General features: G+C 63.3%; 16 protein-coding genes. 8 read left to right on the plus strand and 8 right to left on the minus strand.

Going from position 1 to position 18,555, the window contains the following annotated elements:
• On the plus strand, positions 1-248 hold a 248-nt coding region (locus BHQ40_RS18215; RefSeq protein WP_139139351.1), incomplete at its 5' end, for a LytTR family DNA-binding domain-containing protein.
• Between the two features lie 545 nt (positions 249-793).
• Positions 794-919: a hypothetical protein gene (locus BHQ40_RS26885; RefSeq protein ID WP_290438439.1), complete on the plus strand. Its 126-nt coding sequence runs from the start codon at positions 794-796 to the stop codon at positions 917-919.
• A 57-nt stretch (positions 920-976) separates the two neighbouring features.
• On the opposite strand, the gene BHQ40_RS18220 is transcribed toward BHQ40_RS26885, so the two are convergent.
• The gene (locus BHQ40_RS18220) at positions 977-2,314 is read right to left on the minus strand and encodes an aromatic ring-hydroxylating oxygenase subunit alpha (protein ID WP_070157199.1); all 1,338 of its coding nucleotides are present in this window, start codon (positions 2,312-2,314) and stop codon (positions 977-979) included.
• Positions 2,315-2,382: 68 nt separating this feature from the next.
• The gene (locus tag BHQ40_RS18225) at positions 2,383-3,018 is read right to left on the minus strand and encodes a TetR/AcrR family transcriptional regulator (protein ID WP_083277028.1); all 636 of its coding nucleotides are present in this window, start codon (positions 3,016-3,018) and stop codon (positions 2,383-2,385) included.
• 114 nt (positions 3,019-3,132) lie between these two features.
• Between BHQ40_RS18225 and BHQ40_RS18230 the strand changes: the two genes are divergently transcribed.
• Both BHQ40_RS18230 and BHQ40_RS18235 read left to right on the plus strand, forming a co-directional pair.
• Positions 3,133-4,779, plus strand: coding sequence for a GMC family oxidoreductase (locus BHQ40_RS18230; protein WP_070157203.1), 1,647 nt, complete (start codon positions 3,133-3,135; stop codon positions 4,777-4,779).
• Complete coding sequence (locus tag BHQ40_RS18235) at positions 4,776-6,437, plus strand: FAD-dependent oxidoreductase (RefSeq protein ID WP_070157204.1); 1,662 nt, start codon at positions 4,776-4,778, stop codon at positions 6,435-6,437. The genes BHQ40_RS18230 and BHQ40_RS18235 overlap by 4 nt, the downstream gene beginning before the upstream one ends.
• A gap of 239 nt (positions 6,438-6,676) precedes the next feature.
• On the opposite strand, the gene BHQ40_RS18240 is transcribed toward BHQ40_RS18235, so the two are convergent.
• The gene (locus BHQ40_RS18240; protein ID WP_070157206.1) at positions 6,677-8,932 is read right to left on the minus strand and encodes a TonB-dependent receptor; all 2,256 of its coding nucleotides are present in this window, start codon (positions 8,930-8,932) and stop codon (positions 6,677-6,679) included.
• 242 nt (positions 8,933-9,174) lie between these two features.
• On the opposite strand from BHQ40_RS18240, the gene BHQ40_RS18245 reads away from it, so the two are divergent.
• Entirely contained in the window at positions 9,175-9,549 is a 375-nt protein-coding gene (locus BHQ40_RS18245; protein ID WP_070157208.1) for an EthD domain-containing protein, read from the plus strand.
• Positions 9,546-10,085: a VOC family protein gene (locus BHQ40_RS18250; RefSeq protein ID WP_070157210.1), complete on the plus strand. Its 540-nt coding sequence runs from the start codon at positions 9,546-9,548 to the stop codon at positions 10,083-10,085. The genes BHQ40_RS18245 and BHQ40_RS18250 overlap by 4 nt, the downstream gene beginning before the upstream one ends.
• 107 nt (positions 10,086-10,192) lie before the next feature.
• Here BHQ40_RS18250 and BHQ40_RS18255 read toward each other — a convergent pair whose 3' ends face one another.
• A complete protein-coding gene (locus BHQ40_RS18255) occupies positions 10,193-10,654 on the minus strand; it encodes a VOC family protein (RefSeq protein ID WP_070157212.1) in 462 nt (153 codons plus the stop codon).
• Positions 10,655-10,692: 38 nt separating this feature from the next.
• Complete coding sequence (locus BHQ40_RS18260) at positions 10,693-11,232, minus strand: VOC family protein (protein WP_070157214.1); 540 nt, start codon at positions 11,230-11,232, stop codon at positions 10,693-10,695.
• Positions 11,233-11,352: 120 nt separating this feature from the next.
• On the opposite strand from BHQ40_RS18260, the gene BHQ40_RS18265 reads away from it, so the two are divergent.
• A complete protein-coding gene (locus BHQ40_RS18265; protein ID WP_253183406.1) occupies positions 11,353-13,446 on the plus strand; it encodes a PQQ-dependent dehydrogenase, methanol/ethanol family in 2,094 nt (697 codons plus the stop codon).
• Between the two features lie 191 nt (positions 13,447-13,637).
• Here BHQ40_RS18265 and BHQ40_RS18270 read toward each other — a convergent pair whose 3' ends face one another.
• The 3 genes from BHQ40_RS18270 to BHQ40_RS18280 form a co-directional block, all read right to left on the minus strand.
• Positions 13,638-14,417: an SDR family NAD(P)-dependent oxidoreductase gene (locus tag BHQ40_RS18270; RefSeq protein ID WP_070157215.1), complete on the minus strand. Its 780-nt coding sequence runs from the start codon at positions 14,415-14,417 to the stop codon at positions 13,638-13,640.
• A gap of 107 nt (positions 14,418-14,524) precedes the next feature.
• On the minus strand, positions 14,525-14,944 hold the full coding sequence (locus tag BHQ40_RS18275; protein WP_070157216.1) for a nuclear transport factor 2 family protein: 420 nt from the start codon (positions 14,942-14,944) through the stop codon (positions 14,525-14,527).
• A gap of 57 nt (positions 14,945-15,001) precedes the next feature.
• Positions 15,002-17,461 carry a TonB-dependent receptor gene (locus BHQ40_RS18280; protein ID WP_253183407.1) on the minus strand — a complete coding sequence of 820 codons (2,460 nt, stop codon included), beginning with the start codon at positions 17,459-17,461 and terminating at the stop codon, positions 15,002-15,004.
• A gap of 210 nt (positions 17,462-17,671) precedes the next feature.
• Between BHQ40_RS18280 and BHQ40_RS18285 the strand changes: the two genes are divergently transcribed.
• Positions 17,672-18,475: an SDR family NAD(P)-dependent oxidoreductase gene (locus BHQ40_RS18285; RefSeq protein ID WP_070157217.1), complete on the plus strand. Its 804-nt coding sequence runs from the start codon at positions 17,672-17,674 to the stop codon at positions 18,473-18,475.
• Positions 18,476-18,555 lie beyond the last annotated feature (80 nt).

Consider the following 18,555-nt stretch of genomic DNA (forward strand, 5'->3'; position numbering starts at 1 on the left):
GCACCACCATGTCGGCGCTGGAGGAGAAGCTGGCCGGCACCTCTTTCGTGCGCGTCCACAGATCGGCTTTCGTTCAGCCCGACCGGGTGATGGAAATCCGGCGGGCGGGCCGCAGCGTCACCCTGATCCTGCGGGATTCGACCAATGTCACGGTAGGTCCCAGCTATACAGCGTCCATCGAACAGGCGCTTGGCCTGGCCAAGCCGCCGCTGTCAGGCGAGAACGCCATGCCCCAGGCCGGACGTTGAACAGGCGGCCGCCAGCAACATCGTGGTGACGTACAGGCCAGCCAGGGTCGTCATCGCGGTGCGGAAATAATTGCCGGTCATCTGTCGCTCCTTCCCATCATCTGCGCCTCATCGGGCGGTGGAGGCCCTATTTGCCCTTTCGGACGCAGATGCCCCTCCATTGCGACAATCGCGGCACGGGAAGCGACCGGGACGCACATGCCGCGACGAACATGCATCATGGCCGGATGAAAATGCTTAACGCGGCGCACCCCAAAGGACCGCGAACGAATCGCATTTCCATTTTCCTTGAGTAAACAGCAATTTAAGTCCGTTCACTCCGAAACGGAACTATGCGGCCTGCGACAGTAAGCGCCGGATTTACCCATTCGCCCTGCCTCTTGGCAGCCTCCGTTCGCCGCCGCCCGATGGACCGCTCCGCTCCCGCGCCGCACCATCGGGGACAGGAAGCAACGGGGGACAGACACCGGCAGGCTTCCGGCAAAGCCGTAGGAGCGCGGGGGCGCAACCACGCAATTTGCGTTTAAACGAATGGAGAAAAAGCCATGGATATGGCCATGCTCGCCGTTGGGGCGATGGGGAATGTCGCGTTCAGCCTGGCGCTTGGGGGCCTCGCCGCCCTGTGCGCCTTAAGCGCAATGGCGCGGGAAGAAGGCGGCGTACACCGATAATATCATGCCCGCAACCTGGAGCCATCATCCCGGAGGGTCGCGCCTTCCCAATCCCTGTCACCTTCGCCCTTCCAGATAATCGTTGAGGACTTCATGGAAGAAGCGGACACGGGTTTCCTGCCCGGTCAGATAAGCGTCCTCATAGCCGCGTGAATGCATGCCGCGCTGCATGCCCTCCGCCAGCATCATGTCCTGATAGACGATCTGCCCTTCGATTTCCGGCACGCCGCGGCCGTCGTCGAACGCGCGGTGCTGCATCTCCGCCTCGCGCAGGGGCTGCGGCCCCGCCATGATCGATTCCACTTCCGTCTGCCCGGCGACGGGGAAGGCCATGCACCACAGGTCGAACGTACACTTATTGGGGTCCGTGGCATGCGGTTCGGTGCGGAAGAACACCAGATTGTCCGGCAGGAAGGATATGGTGACGTTGGGGAACATCACCGTGTGCGGGCTGTCAGTGATCTGCTCATCGTCCATATGCTCATAATGAACATAGCCCCGCTCCTTCCACAGCCGCCGCTTGGCCGCCTTCAGGTCCAGCCACCCCTGCATCGCCTTGGTCTCATAGTCGGGATAGCTTTCGGGATCGATGTCCCACTGGCGCAGGAAATAGTCGAAGGGATGCGGCACGCCGTCGGGCAGGCGATCGGTCAGCGAGGGGCGCATCGGCTGAACCGTGCGGCCATGGCCATTCGGGTACATTTCATGCCGGGCGGTATCGACATCCTGGTCGATCCATGGCGGCACCTGCGGATGCGCGGTGCGGGTGTGGTAGCTTTCGGAGAAATTGTCGGTCGCGAACTTCCAGTTGGTGTTGAGGTCGACCTTCAGCCAATAGACCCGGACCGCCGTATCCATCGGGTAATTCTTGTAGATTTCGGGGATCGGCGAGAGGAAATCGAGCAGCTCCGGCGCATTCTCGTCCATCGTATACCAGACGAACCCGCCCCAGGTGGCGCAGCGCAGCTCCTTCAGCGTCAACTTGCCGCACGGGTCGCCCTGCGGGAAGTCGTGCGCGTCCTGCGCATAGGCAAGCACGCCGTCCTTGCCCCATATCCAGCCATGATAGGGGCATTGGAAACTGTCCGACGCCGCGCTGTCATTGACCAGCCGCATGCCGCGATGCCGGCAGCTATTGTAGAAGGCCTTGATCGACCCATCCTCCTGGGCCACGCAAAAGACGCTCTCATTCATGAAGTCGTGGACGATATAGTCGCCCGGCTCCTCCAGCTCCGCCGTGCGCCCGGCGACATGCCAGATGCGGGTCCACATATGGTCCCACTCACGCTGCATGAACTCTTTGGAGGTATAGCGGTCCCCGGTGATCGGGTCGCCACGCAGGTTGGACGCCTCCCGCCCATCAATCGTCAGCGGATGTTTTTCGGGCTGGCCCATCGCTCTGCTCTCCTCTCCGAAGGGAGGGACAGACTAGGCGCATATGCGTGCGGCAACGCCTCTCACTATTACTGGTTTTGCGCCTCGCCAGTGATCAGCCGGACCTGCGTTTCCAGAAAGGCGTGCTGCTTGTCCGCTGTCCATTGATCCTGATCGAACACGGCCTGCACCGCCAGCCCCTGCATCATGATCAGCAGCGACTGGGCGCACATCTCCAGATCATCCCGCATGCCGAACCGGTCGCGGACGGTTTCCCCGATAATCCGCCGGGCATTCGCCAGCCACCATTTCTGTTCGGCGGCCAGTTCCGGGTCGCTGGCGGTGACGCTCCAGAAAGCGAAATAGACCCGCCACGCCCGCGCGCTCTGCGCATCGATGGGCAGAAACGCCTCCAGCGCGCCGGTCAGGTCGCGGGGATCGTTGGCGCGCGCCGCATCGAACCGCCGCTGCGTCTCCTGCGCCGCCGCGCGATAGGCCAGCAGCAGAAGCTCGCGCTTGTCCGCGAAATAGTGGCTGACCACCGCCGTGCTATATCCCGCGGCAGCCGACACCTTGCGCACGGTCGCCTGGTCGAGACCGCCCTCCGCGATCAAGTCCGCCGCGATTTCGGCGATATGCCGCCTTCTGGCTTCATGGTCGACGGGGGGAGGCATGGACTGTCGGTAACCACCTATCACAAGCCCCAGCTTTGCCGCCGGGGCCATCAATATAACATCCGTTACAAATGCCGGAGTCCGCGCGTGAATGGAACCGGCAAGTGGCTGGAAGGAGGTGGATATGGCGGATTTCGGGCATAATGCAACCGGGCGGCGCGCCCTGTGAGCGAGGTTTACGACTATATCATCGTCGGCGCCGGGTCCGCCGGTTGCGTGCTGGCGAACCGCCTTTCCGCCGATCCATCAGTCCGCGTCCTGCTGCTGGAAGCGGGCGGGCCGGACACAAGCCCGCTGATCCACATGCCCAAGGGCCTGGGCAAGCTGGTGCTGGACCCCAGACATGCCTGGCATTTCGCCATACAGCAGCCCCGCGAGGAGGGCATGGCTCCATCCGAAATGTGGGTGCGGGGCCGTGGGCTGGGCGGGTCAAGCTCCATCAACGGCATGATCTATATCCGGGGCCAGCCGGAGGATTATGACGATTGGGAATCGCGCGGCGGCACAGGCTGGGGCTGGGCCGAGATGAAGAAGGCCTTCATCTCCATAGAGGATCATGCGCTGGGCGCGGACGAGCAGCGCGGCGCGGGCGGTCCTGTCCATGTCACCACCGGCACCTTCCGCTATCCAGTCGCGGAAGCGCTGATCAAGGCGGGTGAGCAGATGGACCTGACCCGCAAGGAGGACCTGAACCGGGAGGATCAGGAAGGGGTCGGCTACTACCCCCACAATATCAAGCGCGGCAAACGGCAGAGCGCCGCCGTCGCTTTCCTCAATCCCGCGCGAAGCCGCCCGAACCTGCACATCGTCACCGGCGCGCTGGTTGACCGGGTGCTGTTCGAAGGCAAGCGCGTAACCGGGGTCGCCGCGCGCGTGAACGGCCAGAGGATAGACTATCGCGCCCAGGGCGAGGTTATCCTGTCGGCCGGAACCTTGCTCAGCCCCAAGCTGCTGCAGCTTTCGGGCATCGGCGACCCGGAGGGCCTGCGCGCCCTTGGCATTGCGCCTGTCGCCGAAAGCCCCGATGTCGGCCGCCGCATGCGCGAGCATCTGGGCTTCTCCCTGCCCTACCGCCTCGTCAAGGATCGCGGCATCAATCATCATTTCCACGGGCTTGGCCTCGCCGTCAGCGTGCTGCGCTACTACACGACCCGCACCGGCCCGCTCGCCACCGGCCCGTTCGAGGTCGGCGCATTCGTGCGCACCGAGCCGCAGGTCGACCGGCCCGATGCCCAGCTTTACATGGGCGCCTTCACCTTCGCGCGCGGCGACGACAATTTCCCGGTCCCGCTGGCCGATGTCGAGCGGGTGCCCGGCCTGACCATCTATGGCCAGCTTCTGCGCCTCACCAGCGAGGGGGATGTCGCGATCGCCTCGCCCGATCCCGACGCAGCCCTCGCCATAACGCCGAACTGGCTGAAGACGGCGGAGGACCAGCACGCCGCCGTCGCAATGGTCCGCTATATGCGTGCCTATATGCGCCAACCCGCCATCGCCCCCTATGTCGGCGAGGAACTGGTGCCCGGCGCGCGGTGCGAGAGCGACGCGGATATATTGCGCGCCTTCCGCCGCCTTTCGCTCTGCGGCACGCATGCGGTGGCGACCTGCCGCATGGGCAATGACAATCGCGCCGTGGTCGACGATCGGCTGCGGGTGCGCGGCGTCGACGGCCTGCGCGTCGTCGACTGCTCGATCATGCCAAGCCCGGTTTCGGGCAACACCAATGCGCCCGCCATGGCCGTCGGCTGGCGGGCGTCCGACCTGATCATCGAAGACCGCCGCAACGGCGCACCATCTGGAGGGATGCAATGAACGACTATGACGTGATTGTCCTGGGCACGGGGGCGGCGGGCCTGACCGCAGCCATCACCGCCCATGAAGGCGGCGCAAGGGTCGGCGTGTTCGAGAAGGCCGAAACGGTCGGCGGCACCAGCGCCTGGTCGGGCGGCCAGATCTGGATACCCAACAATCCCCACGAGCTTGCCGAGGGGAAGGAGGACAGCCGGGAAAAGGCGCTGACCTATCTCATGTCGCTGTCCCACGGCATGATCGATCCGGCGATGGCCGAGGCCTATATCGACACCGGGCCGGAGATGATCAATTTCCTGGAGGCGCGCACCCCGGTCGAATTTTACTCCATTCCCGACTTCCCGGACTATCACCCGGAATTTCCGGGCGGCATGCCGGAGGGCGGACGGACGCTGGAATGCCCGACCTACCCCTATGGCGAACTTGGCGCATGGAAGGACCGGGTCGGCACATCGCCCTATTATCCCGACTTCACCTTCACCATCGGCGAGACGACGCTGGGCAAGCCTGTCCCCACCCCCGCCCCACCGGAGGTGAAGGAACAACGCCGCCGCAATGACGAGCGCGGCATGGGCCTGGCCCTGATCGGCCGGTTGCTGAAGGGTTGCCTCGATCGCGGGATAGAGCCGCATACCGAGAGCCGCGCGCTTGAACTGGTGATTGAGGATGGCGCGGTCGCGGGCGTGCGGTTCGAAAGACCGGACGGTCCCTTCACCGTCAGGGCCGGGCAGGTCATCCTCGCCACCGGCGGCTTTGAATGGAACAAGGACATGATCCGCGCCTTCACGCGCGGTCCCCTGACCCATCCGGTGTCGATCAAGACCAATACCGGCGACGGGCTGAAAATGGCGATGCGGGCAGGCGCGATGCTGGGCAATATGCGCGAGGCGTGGTGGATGCCGGTGATCGAGGTGCCTACCGAAATCAACCCGATGGGCCGCCAGCTCCTCACTTACGAACGGACCATGCCCGGCACGCTGATGGTCAACCGCCACGGCAAGCGCTTCACCAATGAGGCGTCGAACTACAATGCCTTCGGCGCGGCGTTCCATGAGCAGGATGTCAGCCGCTTCGAATATGGCAATCTGCCCTGCTGGCTGATCTTCAACCAGGATTTCTACGCCAAATGGCCCTTTGTCGGCGGCCTGCCCGACTCCTTCGGCGGCGACGCCCGCCCGCCGCAGTGGATACCGAGCGCCGACACGCTGGAGGGGTTGGCGGAGCGGGTCGGCATTGATGCGGAACAGCTTGGCAAGACGGTCAAGACGTTCAACGCCTATGCGGAGGCGGGCGAGGACCCGGACTTCCGCCGGGGCGAAAGCGCCAACGACCTGTGGTGGGGCGACCCCGCCCATCGCGGCAGCAAGCGCGCGACGCTGGGGCCGCTGGGCGACGGCCCCTATTATGCGGTCGAGGTGAAAAGCGGATGCCTGGGCACCAAGGGCGGTCCGCAGACCGACACGCGCGCCCGCGTGCTCGATGTGGATGGCGCGGCCATCCCCGGCCTGTTCGCGGCGGGCAATGTCATGGCGTCACCGATGGGCATGACCTATGGCGGCGCGGGCGGCACGCTGGGGCCGGGCATGGTGTTCGGTTATCTGGCCGGAAAGACTGCGGGTGAGAATGTGTCGGCGGTGAGAAAGGCTGCCGAGGCGGTATAATCAGGCTGAACCTGTCCTTTGGGCGTGCTCCTGCGAAAGCAGGAGTCCAGTTCGGAGGGCGGGAACGTGCTCCTGCTTTCGCAGGAGCACGTTCCGGTCTGAAATAGATAGGGCGGCGTTCCTGTGTGGAGCGCCGCCTTTTCTTTTCACACTCCCCGCTCCTTCAACTCTCCACAAAAAGAGACCCCGCCGTCTCCGGCGGGGTCAAGGGAGGAACTTCAAAGGGGAAATGAAGCGCCTTAAAATTCAAAGCCCAGTTGCAGGCCGTAGCTCCGGGGTTCCCGCGCCGAGGCGAAGGAGAACAGCCCGGCCACCGTGAACGCCGCCGTCGGGCCGCGATCGTCAGCCAGGTTGCGGCCATAGGCGGTTATCCGCGCCTTGTGCCCGTTCAGGTCAAAGACCAGCGATGCGCTGGCGTCCAACAGGCCCTGCCGGTCGGACCGCACGCGCGGATCATTGCCATTCACGATCACCACGCCATTGGCATCGACCGTCGTCGGCCCAAGCGAGATCTGCTGATCATAGGGCGCGATATTCCGGTAGCTGACGTTGAACTTCGCCTCGCCGAAGCCGACGGGCACGGTGTAATCCGCCGTCACCGAGAAGGTCTCGCGCGGGTTGTAGATCAGGTTGTTTGCCGAATAGTCGAAGGTGGTCAGAACCCCGCCCACCGGCGCCTGGGTGATGAAGCCCTTGAATTTCGACCGCAGCAAGCCAAGCGATCCGGTCAGCGTGAGGCCCGGAACCGGACTAGCCGTCAGTTCCGCCTCTATGCCCTTGATCGTCGCGGAGCCGACATTGGTCACGACCGTCTCATTGCCGATGCCGCCGGAAATGGGGATCGTCGTGTTCTGCTGCAGGCTCTGATAATCTGAATAGAAGCCGGCGATGTTGAACAGCATCTTCTTGTCGAAGAAGGAGCTTTTCAGGCCGACTTCATAGGAATCCACCGTTTCCGGGCCATAGGGCGTGGTGGAGGAGATCAGCGTCTGCCCGCGTCCCGACAGGCCGCCCGAACGATAGCCCCGCGACCAGGAGGCATAGAGCATCAGGTCGTCGCTTGGGCGATAATCGAGGCCGATCTTCGGCGTGAACTTGCTGCCCGAATAGCCCGCCTTGGGGAACTGGTCCGGTGCGACGAAATTCTCGTTGGTTTTCTTGTCATGCGTCCAGCGACCGCCAAACGAGAGGCGTACCTGATCCATAAGTTGCAGGTTGAAATCGCCGAAGAAGGCATAGGATTGCGAAGTGCCCGTCACGTCCTGCGTCGGAGCCGGAGCGCCGAAAATCTGGGTTTCCTGCACCAGATTATATTTGGAGTCGTAGAAGAAGGCGCCGACCACATAGTCGAACCCGTCGCTGATCTTGCCAGCCGCGCGCAGTTCCTGGCTGAACTGGTGGAAACTCTGGACACGGTTCACATAATAGAGGTCGGACGAGGACGCATCGAAGTCCTGAGTCTGCGCTTCCTTCGCCTCGCGATAGCCGGTGATGGAGGTCAGCTTCACACCGCCCAGATCCAGGTTCATTTCCAGCGTGGCGGCCGGAGCCTTGTAGTTGGAATGGGCCGGGCTGTTGAACACGGTGTAGAGATCGGTGGTCGTGTTCCGGTTGCACTGGTCGGCCGGTTCGAAAGCGCAGAATACCTCGCCCGTCTGGCTGATGTTGGAATTGACCGGATCGAAATCCTGCACCTGCTTTTCCAGGGTCAGCAAGGCGTCGAAATTGCTGCTCGGCGTCAACAGGAAGCTCGCGCCGAAATTCTCGTTATTGCTTGCGCCCACACGCCGGCCGGTAATGCCGTTGCGGTAGTAGCCGTCGCTCTGATTGTGGAAATAGAAGGCCTTGGCCGCCAGCACGCCATCGATGATCGGTACATTGACGACCGCGCGGCCCGCCCATGTGTCGTAATTGCCGTAGCTCAGCTCGAACTTGCCGCCGAACTCCCCGGTCGGGCGTGTGCGGCGGATGTTGATGACGCCGCCGATCGTGTTGCGGCCGAACAGCGTGCCCTGCGGTCCGCGCAGCACCTCGATCTGGCTGATGTCGAAAAAGTCGAAGAACTGGCCGGTGCTGGTGCCGATGAACACGCCGTCCACGACCACGCCCACGGTCGGCTCGAACGACTTTTCGACGTCCGCGAAGGTCAGACCGCGGATTGACACGTTGGCCGCCGCAGCGCCGCTATTCTGGTTGGTGATCAGCACGTTCGGCGCCGCACCCTGCAGATCGCCAATGTTGATCGACGCCTTGGATTCAAGCTGGGCGGGCGAGATGGCCGTGATGGCGATCGGCGTCTGCTGCAACGTCTCGTCGCGGCGGCGGGCGGTGACGACGATATCGCGGATCTGCGCGTCGGTCGCTTCATCCCCCGCCTGTGGAGCGACGGCCGCTGCATCGGCCGGCCCCTCCTGCGCCATGGCGGGAAACATCAATGCTGAAAGGGCGAATGCGCCCAATGAAGATAGAATCCGGGCGTCTCGATGGATGTTCATTCAACCTCTCCCCGTTCTGCATGGTTTTCATGCAATGGCCTTTGTGGCCGCTATTCTTTGGTGTCGTTTATGACAGCCGTTACAGTGTGGCACCGCTTGGGTCGGGGAGAACCTAAAAGAAAGCATAGGTCGGGCCGTGACGGCTGCGCGCCGACCTGCGAGAAGTCATAGCTGACGCTACGGCCTCGCATGAAATGATCGCCCCGCCGATCCAAGGGATAACGGCATGAGGAGAGGCGGACATGTTCAAGACCCTGACGCTGCTGAAGCGTAAGCCCGGCCTCTCCATGGATGCGTTCATCAGCCATTATGAGGGGGTGCACGCCCGCATCGGCGAGAAATATCTGGCCGGCCGCGCAGTCCATTATGCCCGCCGTTTCCTGCATTCGCCCGGCGACGGGGAACCGGCCGACAAGCCCTATGACGTGGCGATGGAAATCTGGTTCGCCGACCGCGCCGCGTTCGACCGGACGCTGGAAGCGCTGGCGGACCCGGAAGTCGCGGCGGAAATCGCCGCTGATGAGGAAAGGCTGTTCGACCGGCCGCATAACCGCATGTTCGTACTGGAGGAACATGAGTCCGACCTGCCCGCCATCCTTGCGGCGCGTGCGTCATGATCCCTATTGGCCATTCCGGCCTGCCCATCCGGCAGGTCGCCTATTTCGTGCAGGATGTCCGCGCCGCCGCTGCCGCCCATGCCGCCGCCTTCGGTTCCGGTCCCTATTTCGTCGCGGACAATATCCCGCTGTGCCGCTGCCTGCATCGCGGCGTGGAGGCGCATCTGGACCATAGCTCCGCCTATGGCCAGTGGGGCGAGTTGATGATCGAATTCGTACAGCAGAATAATCCCGGCCCCTCCGCCTTCCGCGACATGTTCAGCGAAGGACGGGAGGGCTTCCACCATGTCGCCATCATCGTGGACGATCTCGACGCCGCCAGGGCGCGGATGGAGGCGGCCGGTTTCCCTACGGCGCTGGAAGCGGAGATGCATGACGGCTTCCGCTTCCTGATGATGGATGCGGTGGAACGCTACGGCCACATGATCGAACTCTATGCGGGCGTCCCCACCCTCACCGGCTTCTATGATTTCGTGAAGAAGGCGGCGAACGGCTGGGACGGAAGCAATCCCGTCCGCACCATCAGCCTGGGGTGATAGCTGCCTGCCAGTTCCCCTCCCCGTTCGGGCTGAGCCTGTCGAAGCCCTGCCCTGTCTTGAGGAGAAGGACAGCCTTTCGACAAGCTCAAGGCGAACGGAAGCGGTTAGGCATCACCCAGCCATTTGTCGATCACCGGCTTCAGCGCCGTCGACACCAGTTCCACCAGCAGCCCCGGAATGGGCGGGGCGAGATAGGCGATCACGCCCCAGCCATTTTCCGGCGCATCGGCCGAGGCGATGGTCGTCCACCCCTGCGCCGTCAGCCGTTCCGCCTCGGCCGTCAGGTCATCGACCCACACGCCGATATGCCGGGCGTCCGGCGAACGGTCGGGATGATAGAAATCGCCCGTACCCTGCACCAGCTCGATCCGGGTCGGCCCCTCGATCGAATAGGTCGCGAACACATTCACCTCATGCTTGCCCTTTTCCGGCGTCCAGAAGGGCAGCGGGTTGAAATTGCGGACCGGCGCGAAGGTCAGCCCCAGCGCCGCGCCGATCTGCTCCTGCGCCTTCTCTATGTCGGCGACGGCCATGCCGATATGGTGGGTACGCTGCAGGTTGATCATCGGTAACACCTCTCCAGTTCCATTGAATTTTCGGCCGCTCAGCGCCAGGGCACGATCAGTTGCTTCCCTTCCCAGCCTTCCGCTTCCTCCACAGTCTGCCGGTACATGCCCCGGATGATCGGGTCTTCGGGATAGAGTTCAAGGAAATGGCCGAACAGCGGGCGCGTGTCGATGTAGCATATGCTGACGCCAAATCCGGTCGTAAATTCGCTGACCACCGGATAGCCCGCCGCTGACCAGCGGTCCCGTTCCGCCGCATAATCGTCGCAGAACATGGCGCTGTGATGCAGGCCCTCCGCCTCGCCCGGAAACATGTCGCGAAAGGCGCAGGGGCCATCGGACAATAGCTGGATAAGTTCGATATTCAGGCCGCCCGACTGGACGAACACGCCGCGCAGCCGGATCGGATCGGCCGGACGCCCGCGATAGCGATGCTGGTCCAGCACCACCTCCACGCCGCCGACAAAGGGGCCGATGCCGGTCATGCGATGCCATTGCGCGCACGCCGCATCCAGATCGCGAACGACATAGGCATTCTGGACGATCCGGCCCGCTTTCATCATCCGCTCCTCGCCCATCGGGCTTCCATGGCGAACAGGATGGACCGGTTGGCGCACAAGCGCAGCTAACAGCTTTGAGAGGCGATGGCAGACCCGCATCCGGCTAGACCCGGCCGATAAGGATGAGGGGATTGCGGCATGCGGATGCAGGCGAAATGGCGATGGCTGCTGTGCGCGGCCGGGGTTTCCGCGGCCCTTGCTTCCTGCGGCCAGCCCTCCTCTCCCGCCGCCCAGGCTGTGCTGGACGATGTGGGCGCATCGGACGATCCCAATAACTGGACCGGTTTTGGCCGCACTGCAGGCGAACAGCATTACAGCCCGCTAGACGAGATTAATGACGGCACCGTGGCGAAACTCGGCCTGCAATGGTCGATGGACCTGCCGCCGCAAAATTCCGTGTCCGCCCCGCTCGCCATCGATGGCGTGCTATACGCCGCCACCGGCTATAGCGTTGTCCGCGCCATCGATGCCGTCACCGGCGCGCTCAAATGGGAATATGATTCGAAGGCGGCGGAACTGGCCGGGCGTAAGCTGCGCCAGGGGTGGGGCATTCGCGGCATCGCCTATGGCCAGGGCCGCATCTTTGTCGGCACCCATGACGGCCGCCTTGTCGCGCTCGACGCTGCGACCGGCAAGCCGGCATGGACCGCCCGCACCCTGCCGCTGGACAATGCCAGCTTCATCAGCGGCCCGCCCCGTTATTTCGACGGCAAGGTCATCATCGGCTTTGGCGGCGGCGATGTCAGCGCGGTGCGCGGCTATGTAACCACCTATGACGCCGCAACCGGCAAGCAGCTCTGGCGCTTCCATACCGTGCCCGGCAATCCGGCGGACGGTTTCGAGAACAAGGCGATGGAGATGGCCGCCCGGACATGGGCGGGCAAATGGTGGACCTATGGCGGCGGCGGCACCGTGTGGAACGCCATGACCTATGACCCGACCACCGGCTCCATCATCCTGGGTGTCGGCAATGGCTCGCCCTGGAACCACAAGGTGCGCAGTTCGGGCAAGGGCGACAATCTGTTCCTGGCCTCAGTGGTGGCGCTCGACGCCAATAGCGGCGCGTATAAATGGCACTATCAGGTCAATCCGGGCGAAAGCTGGGATTACAACGCTTCGATGGACATGGCGCTGGCCGACCTCCGGATCGACGGCAAGCCGCGCAAGGTGCTGATGACCGCGCCCAAGAACGGCTTCTTCTACGTCATCGACCGCACCAACGGAAAGCTGATCAGCGCCGAACCGATCGTGAAGGTAAGCTGGGCGAAGGGCATCGACCGCAAGACCGGCCGCCCCATCGAGAATCCGGACGCCCGCTACCCGGACGGCAAGACCTTCACCATGTGGCCCGGCCCGGTCGGCGCGCATACCTGGCTGCCCATGGCCTTCAATCCGAAGGCCGGCCTGATGTTCATCCCGGCGATCGAGATGGCGACCAGCTATAATGATGTCGGCATCACCCAGAAAAACTGGGTCCGCGCGCCGGGCAACGCCGTCGACGGCGCGGCGATCCCCAATTTCGTGGTGAAGGACGCCGGGCCGGAGAATGGTACCAGCTCCCTCCTCGCCTGGGACCCGGTGCGCCAGCGCAAGGTGTGGAGCGTATCGACGCCCGGCCCCTGGAATGGCGGCATCCTGACGACCGGCGGCAATCTGGTGTTTCAGGGGCGGATAGACGGCACGTTCAACGCCTATGCCGCCGACAATGGCAAGCCGCTCTGGCAGTTCGCGGCGCAGGCCCCCGTCACTGCCCCGCCGATCAGCTATGCATATAAGGGCAAGCAATATGTGACCGTGCTGACCGGCATGGGCACCAGCGGCGCGGCCTTCGGCGCGCTGCTCCCGGTCAATATCGACTATCGCACACAGGCCCGGCGTATCCTCACCTTCGCGATTGGCGGCACCGCGACGATCCCGAAATCCGATCCGGTGAAGATCGTTGCGGCGGCGGACCCCGCTTACGCGCCGGACAAGGCGCTGGCGGACAAGGGCATGCTGGTCTTTGCCCGCCACTGCGCCGTCTGCCATGGCGTCGACGTCATTGCGGCGGGGCAAGCCCCGGATTTGCGCGCTTCGGCCGTGCCTCTCGACCCAGCCCTGTTCGCCTCAGTGGTGAAGGACGGGATGCTCGTCACCAACGGCATGCCGAGGTTCGAGGAGTTTAGCGGCGAGGAACTGGCAGCGGTGCGGCAATATATCCGAGGTCAGGGGGATATGTTGCGGAAGAAGTGACTGCAGGTCGAGGGAATAAGCGAGACTTTGCCTAAATCGTCACCCCGGCCTTGAGCCGGGGTCCCGCTTTCTGCATGGCACACCTGACTGAAAGACAAGAAGAAGCGGGATCCCGGCCTTCGCCGGGATGACGGATAAAGCTAAGGGCGGATCGCGTTGCCAGGCAGACGCGCAAGGCCTGCTCTATAGCCTCAAACCCCCAGCATGCCCGCCGTCGACGCGCCGTCGATCACATATTCCGCGCCGGAGATGAAGCTCGCCTCGTCGGACGCCAGGAACGCCACCAGCGCGGCGATCTCCTCAAGCTTGCCCATGCGCTTGAGCGGCGACATGCCCTCATAGGCGGCGCGCGCCGCGGCGCTGTCGGGGGACTTGTTGATGATGCCGCGGATCATGTCGGTTTCGACGACGCCGGGCAGGATGGCGTTGCACCGGATCTGCATGCCCTCCGTCGCGCAATGGATCGCGGTCGATTTGGTCAGCGCAAGAACCGCCGTCTTGGTGGTCGAATAGGCGACGAAATTGCCCATCGCATTATGCGCGTTCATCGATGAGTTGACGATGATCGACCCCGTCGGGCCGCCCGGATTGTCGCGCATCAGCCGCACCGCCGTCTGCGCGGTCAGCATGACGCCGGTCAGGTTGACGGCGATCAGTTCTTCCCACGCCTCTATGGCGATCTTCTCCACGCTGCTGTCGCCCCGCTCCATGCCTGCATTGGCGAAGGCGATGTCCAGCCGGCCGAAATCGGAGCGCACCATCGCCTCGAACCGCACCCAGTCGTCCGTCGACTGCACCCGGCTCTTGAAGAATGTCGCGCCCGTCGCCGCCGTCACTTCGGCCGCCGCCGCCTCGTTCGATCCCGTGAAAATCACCTTCGCGCCGTCCGCGATGAGCCGTTCGACCGCGGCCCTGCCGATGCCGGAGGTTCCGCCGGTCACCAGCGCGACCTTGCCTGTCAGTTTGCCCATAGCCTCGCGATCCTCTCTCAACGCATCATGTTTACGCCCGTCACCATGCCGCCCGCAAAGCATTTTGCCGCAGGCGGCAAGAATGCGTCGGCGCATGGCGCGACAATTCAGGCTTCGGTCAGCGCCCCGGTCGCCCGCGCAATCGCCACCGTATCGAAATAATAGGGGGTAATGCCGCTGAACTTGCCATCGCGCAGGTGCATCACCTCGCACAGCGGCATTTCCAGCCGCTCGCCATTATAGCGCGAGGTGGCGTGGACGGAGAGCAGCACGACGACATTATTCTCCGACACGGTCATGTCCTTGACGTCCAGCGACGGGTCCTCCCAGAAGCTGAACACCTTGGTATATAGGCGCTGCAGGGCGTCCTTGCCCTCATAGACGCCGCCGAACGGCAGGCTGTCCGCCTCGACGATGCGGAAATCATCGGTCAGTTGCGCCTCCACCGCATCCCATTGGCCCGAGCCAGTCAGGGCGTAGAGATTTTCCACACTGGCCTTGATCGCGGCATAGCGTTCGGCGTCCATCTGCGTCTCCTCATGAAAAGAAACGGGCGCCCGGTTGAAGGGGCACCCGCTGGTCTATCAGAATTTGGTCGAAACCTGCACCATCACCGTCCGGGGCAGCGTGCCGAAGCCCAATTGGTCGGCATGGGCCGCAACCAGCCCGCCCGATGCGCCGCCGGTCGAAGGACCGTCGACCGTGCCGGTGACATAGAATTTGTTGGTCAGGTTCTTGCCGATCACCGCCAACTGCCACCGCTCATCCTCGGAACCGAGGCGGATGCCCGCGTCGATCGTCGCATAGCTGCCCTGGCGCGAGTCCAGATTGCCGAAGCCCGACGCGAGGTAGGAGGAGCTGTACCGCACGTCAGCATTGACGCCGAACATCAGGCCATTGCCGACCGCCGTGTCATAGGCTGCGCCGACCGTGCCCGTCCATTTCGGCGCGACCGAGAGCGGTTGCCCCTTCAGGTCCTGACGGAAGGCGGCGCCAACAAGCACGTTGCACCCTTCCGCCTGGCTCTGGCCTGCATAGCAGGGCGCGTCGGGGAAGTTGGTGTATTTCGCCTTGTTATAGTTGATCGACCCGTGAAGGTTCAGACCCGGAACCGAACGCGGCGCGAACTCCGCCTCCAACTCGACGCCCTTGGTGCGCGCATCCGCCGTAAGGGTCTGGAACGCGAAGATCGGCGAGTTGAAGAAGTCGATCTGCAGGTTGTTATAGCCATAGGTGTAGACGCCCAGGTTCAAACGGAGCTGATTGTCCATCAGCGTCGATTTGATGCCCGCTTCGAAACCGCGCGCCTTTTCCGGGTCGAAGGTGAGGTCGTCGAACGGAACGGACGACAGCTTGGAGTTGATGCCGCCGTTCGAAAAGCCGCCGGACTTGTAGGCGGTCTTGTACGCGCCATAAACCAGCAGGTCGCGGCTCGGCTTCCAGGTGATCGTGGCTTCCGGCGACCAGTCGTTGAAGGTCTGCGCGGCGGTCACGACGCCCAGGCCGTCCGGGTCATCCTGCGGACGGAAGATCGTGGTCAGGCCCGGATTATTGTAGGGCTGCGTGAAGAAGCTGTCCTTGGTCTCATGCGTGTAGCGCACGCCGCCGGCGATTTCGACGGTCGGAATGACCTTCCACGTCACCTGGCCGAACGCCGCCAGCGTCTCGCCATTGGTGAAGCTGGTCTTGCGGGTCGCAAGGAACTCGTCCTCCGGCGCTGCAGCGCTATTGGTCAGGCCCGCCAGAACGATATACTGGTCAAACGTCCGCTTGGTCTTTTGATACAGGCCGCCAACCATCAGGTTTACCGGCGCGTCGAACGTCGTCAGCGCGCGGAATTCCGACGAGAAGGCGTGATAGGTCGAATTTTCGGTCGCCCAGTTGGCGGCCGGGCTGGACTGGAAGTCGCAGGCGCAAGCCCACTGGTTGTTGTTCCAGTTATAGTTGGTGACCGAGGTCAGCGTGACATCGTCCAGCTCATAGGCGAGCGTCGCCGTGGTCGCCCAGGACTTGTAGCGATTGTAGAGGCTGCCGTCGTCCTTGCCATAGGGGATCTGAGCCGCGAACTCCGCAGGCAGCTTGTTCTGGTGCGTCACGAAATCGCGAGCGCAGGCATAACCGTTAAGCTGGCTGACGCCGCTTGGACAGTTATAGGCGACATAGTTCCAGCTATTATTGTTCGTCTTGTTGTAGGTGCCAGACGCCTTGATGGTCGCGGTCAGGCGGTCGGTCGGTTCCCATTTCAGCGTTACACGGCCGAGCAGCTCCTTCTCGCCCGGCTCATCCTTGGGCGCCGGGTTGGCGACAACGCTGCCTGCCGTACCGGTCGCGACGTCAAGCGTCGCATAGTTGAAGGGCGCAGCGACATTCTTGTAATAGCCGCCCCACATCTTCGACCCGCGAACAGCAACGCGGATGCCCAGCGTATCGCTGAGCGGACCCGAAGCGATGAACTCGGCCTGGGCCTGCTCGGACTTGATTTCATAACCCGCGCGCGCCTTGAACTCGACGGTGTCGGTCGGATCGGCGGTAGTGAGCGAGATCACGCCGGCGGTGGCGTTCTTGCCGAAGAACAGCGCCTGCGGGCCTTTCAGGATTTCAACGCGGGCGAGATCGAAAAAGCCCTCGTTGATGATGCGGCCCTGGCCGTAATAAACGCCGTCGACGACCACGGCGACCGACTGTTCGATGCCGATCGAGGTCGAGGAGGAGCCGATGCCGCGCATGGTGAGCTGTGCGCCGGAACCGTTGGAGGCGCGGCCGACATTCAGGTTCGGCGTGCGCGCGGCGATCTTTTCGATCGAGGTCAGGTCCTGACGGGTGACGGTCTCGGCGGAGATGGCGGTCACGGCGACGGGAACGTCCTGGACGCTCTCAACGCGCTTACGGGCGGTGACGACGATATCGGTCAGGCCGCCTTCCGCGGCTTCAGCCGCCTGCGGAGCGGCGTCCTGAGCAAAGGCGGGAGCAGCGAGCGCGCCGGACAGCGCAATGACGCTGCCTGCGATGGTCAGCATGATACGGGCATTGGTGGTCGTGGTCATCGAAATGTACCTCCCCTAGAAAAACGCCGCCCGCCTGTTCTTGATCTTGATCGGGGCGCGATGCGGCAGTGAACCGGCGCCTCAATGCAATGTCCGCCCGAACCGTTCACCCTGTGAAAAGGTGCAGGTGTTGCCTTGATGCCAACAGGGGATGAAAAAAGACGGAAGCGCAAAGGCCGCCGGCCACGCGTCATAAGGAAGGGCGAGGACATGACCCAGAGAAGGCTTGAAGGAAGAATCGCGCTTGTTTCCGGGGGTTTACGCGGAATTGGCCGCGCCATTTCGGAATGTCTGGCCGCCGATGGCGCGACCGTTATCATCACCGATCTGGATGATGATGGCAGCGCGGAAGTCTCCGCCGCCTGCGAAGCTATCGAAAACACTAGCTACGTCAAACTCGACGCCACGCAGGAAGATCAGTGGATCGCCGCCCGGCAAATGATCGAAAAGGACTATGGTCATCTCGATATATTGGTGAACAATGTCGGCGCGGACCTGACGGGCAAGGTGCAGGATCTGACCCTTGCCGACTGGCGGCGGCTGATGACGCTGAATGTCGACACCGTTTTCCTGGGCACCAAGACGTTCCAGCCGCTGCTGGCGAAGGGGGGCGCAAGCACGCCCTATGGCTCCAGCATCATCAATATCAGCTCGATCATGGGTCTGGTCGGCATGGGCGAAGTGTCGGCCTATAATGCGTCAAAGGGTGCGGTGCGCCTGTTCACCAAATCAAACGCGCTGGAATTTGCCGATGCGGGCGTGCCCATTCGCGTCAACAGCGTCCATCCCGGCTTTGTGGAAACGCCCCTGCTCCACAAGGGCATGGAAAGATGGGCCGCGCGCGAAGGCACCACGCCCCAGGCGCTGATCGACGCCATGGCCCAGACCACGCCCATCAAGCGCCTCGCCCAGCCAGTGGAGATCGGCAAGGTCGTCGCTTTCCTCGCCAGCGATGACGCGAGTTATATGACTGGCAGCGAGGTTGTCGTCGATGGCGGCTGGACGGCGCGATAGACGTACCCATTTCCCTATCCGTTCAGGCTGAGCCTGTCGAAGCCCGCCCCCGAGCGAAGCGAGGTGTCTTCGCCTCCGCT

Origin of the sequence: Sphingobium phenoxybenzoativorans (assembly GCF_001757355.1) — a bacterium.
In the GTDB taxonomy this organism is placed as follows: Bacteria; Pseudomonadota; Alphaproteobacteria; order Sphingomonadales; family Sphingomonadaceae; genus Sphingobium; species Sphingobium phenoxybenzoativorans.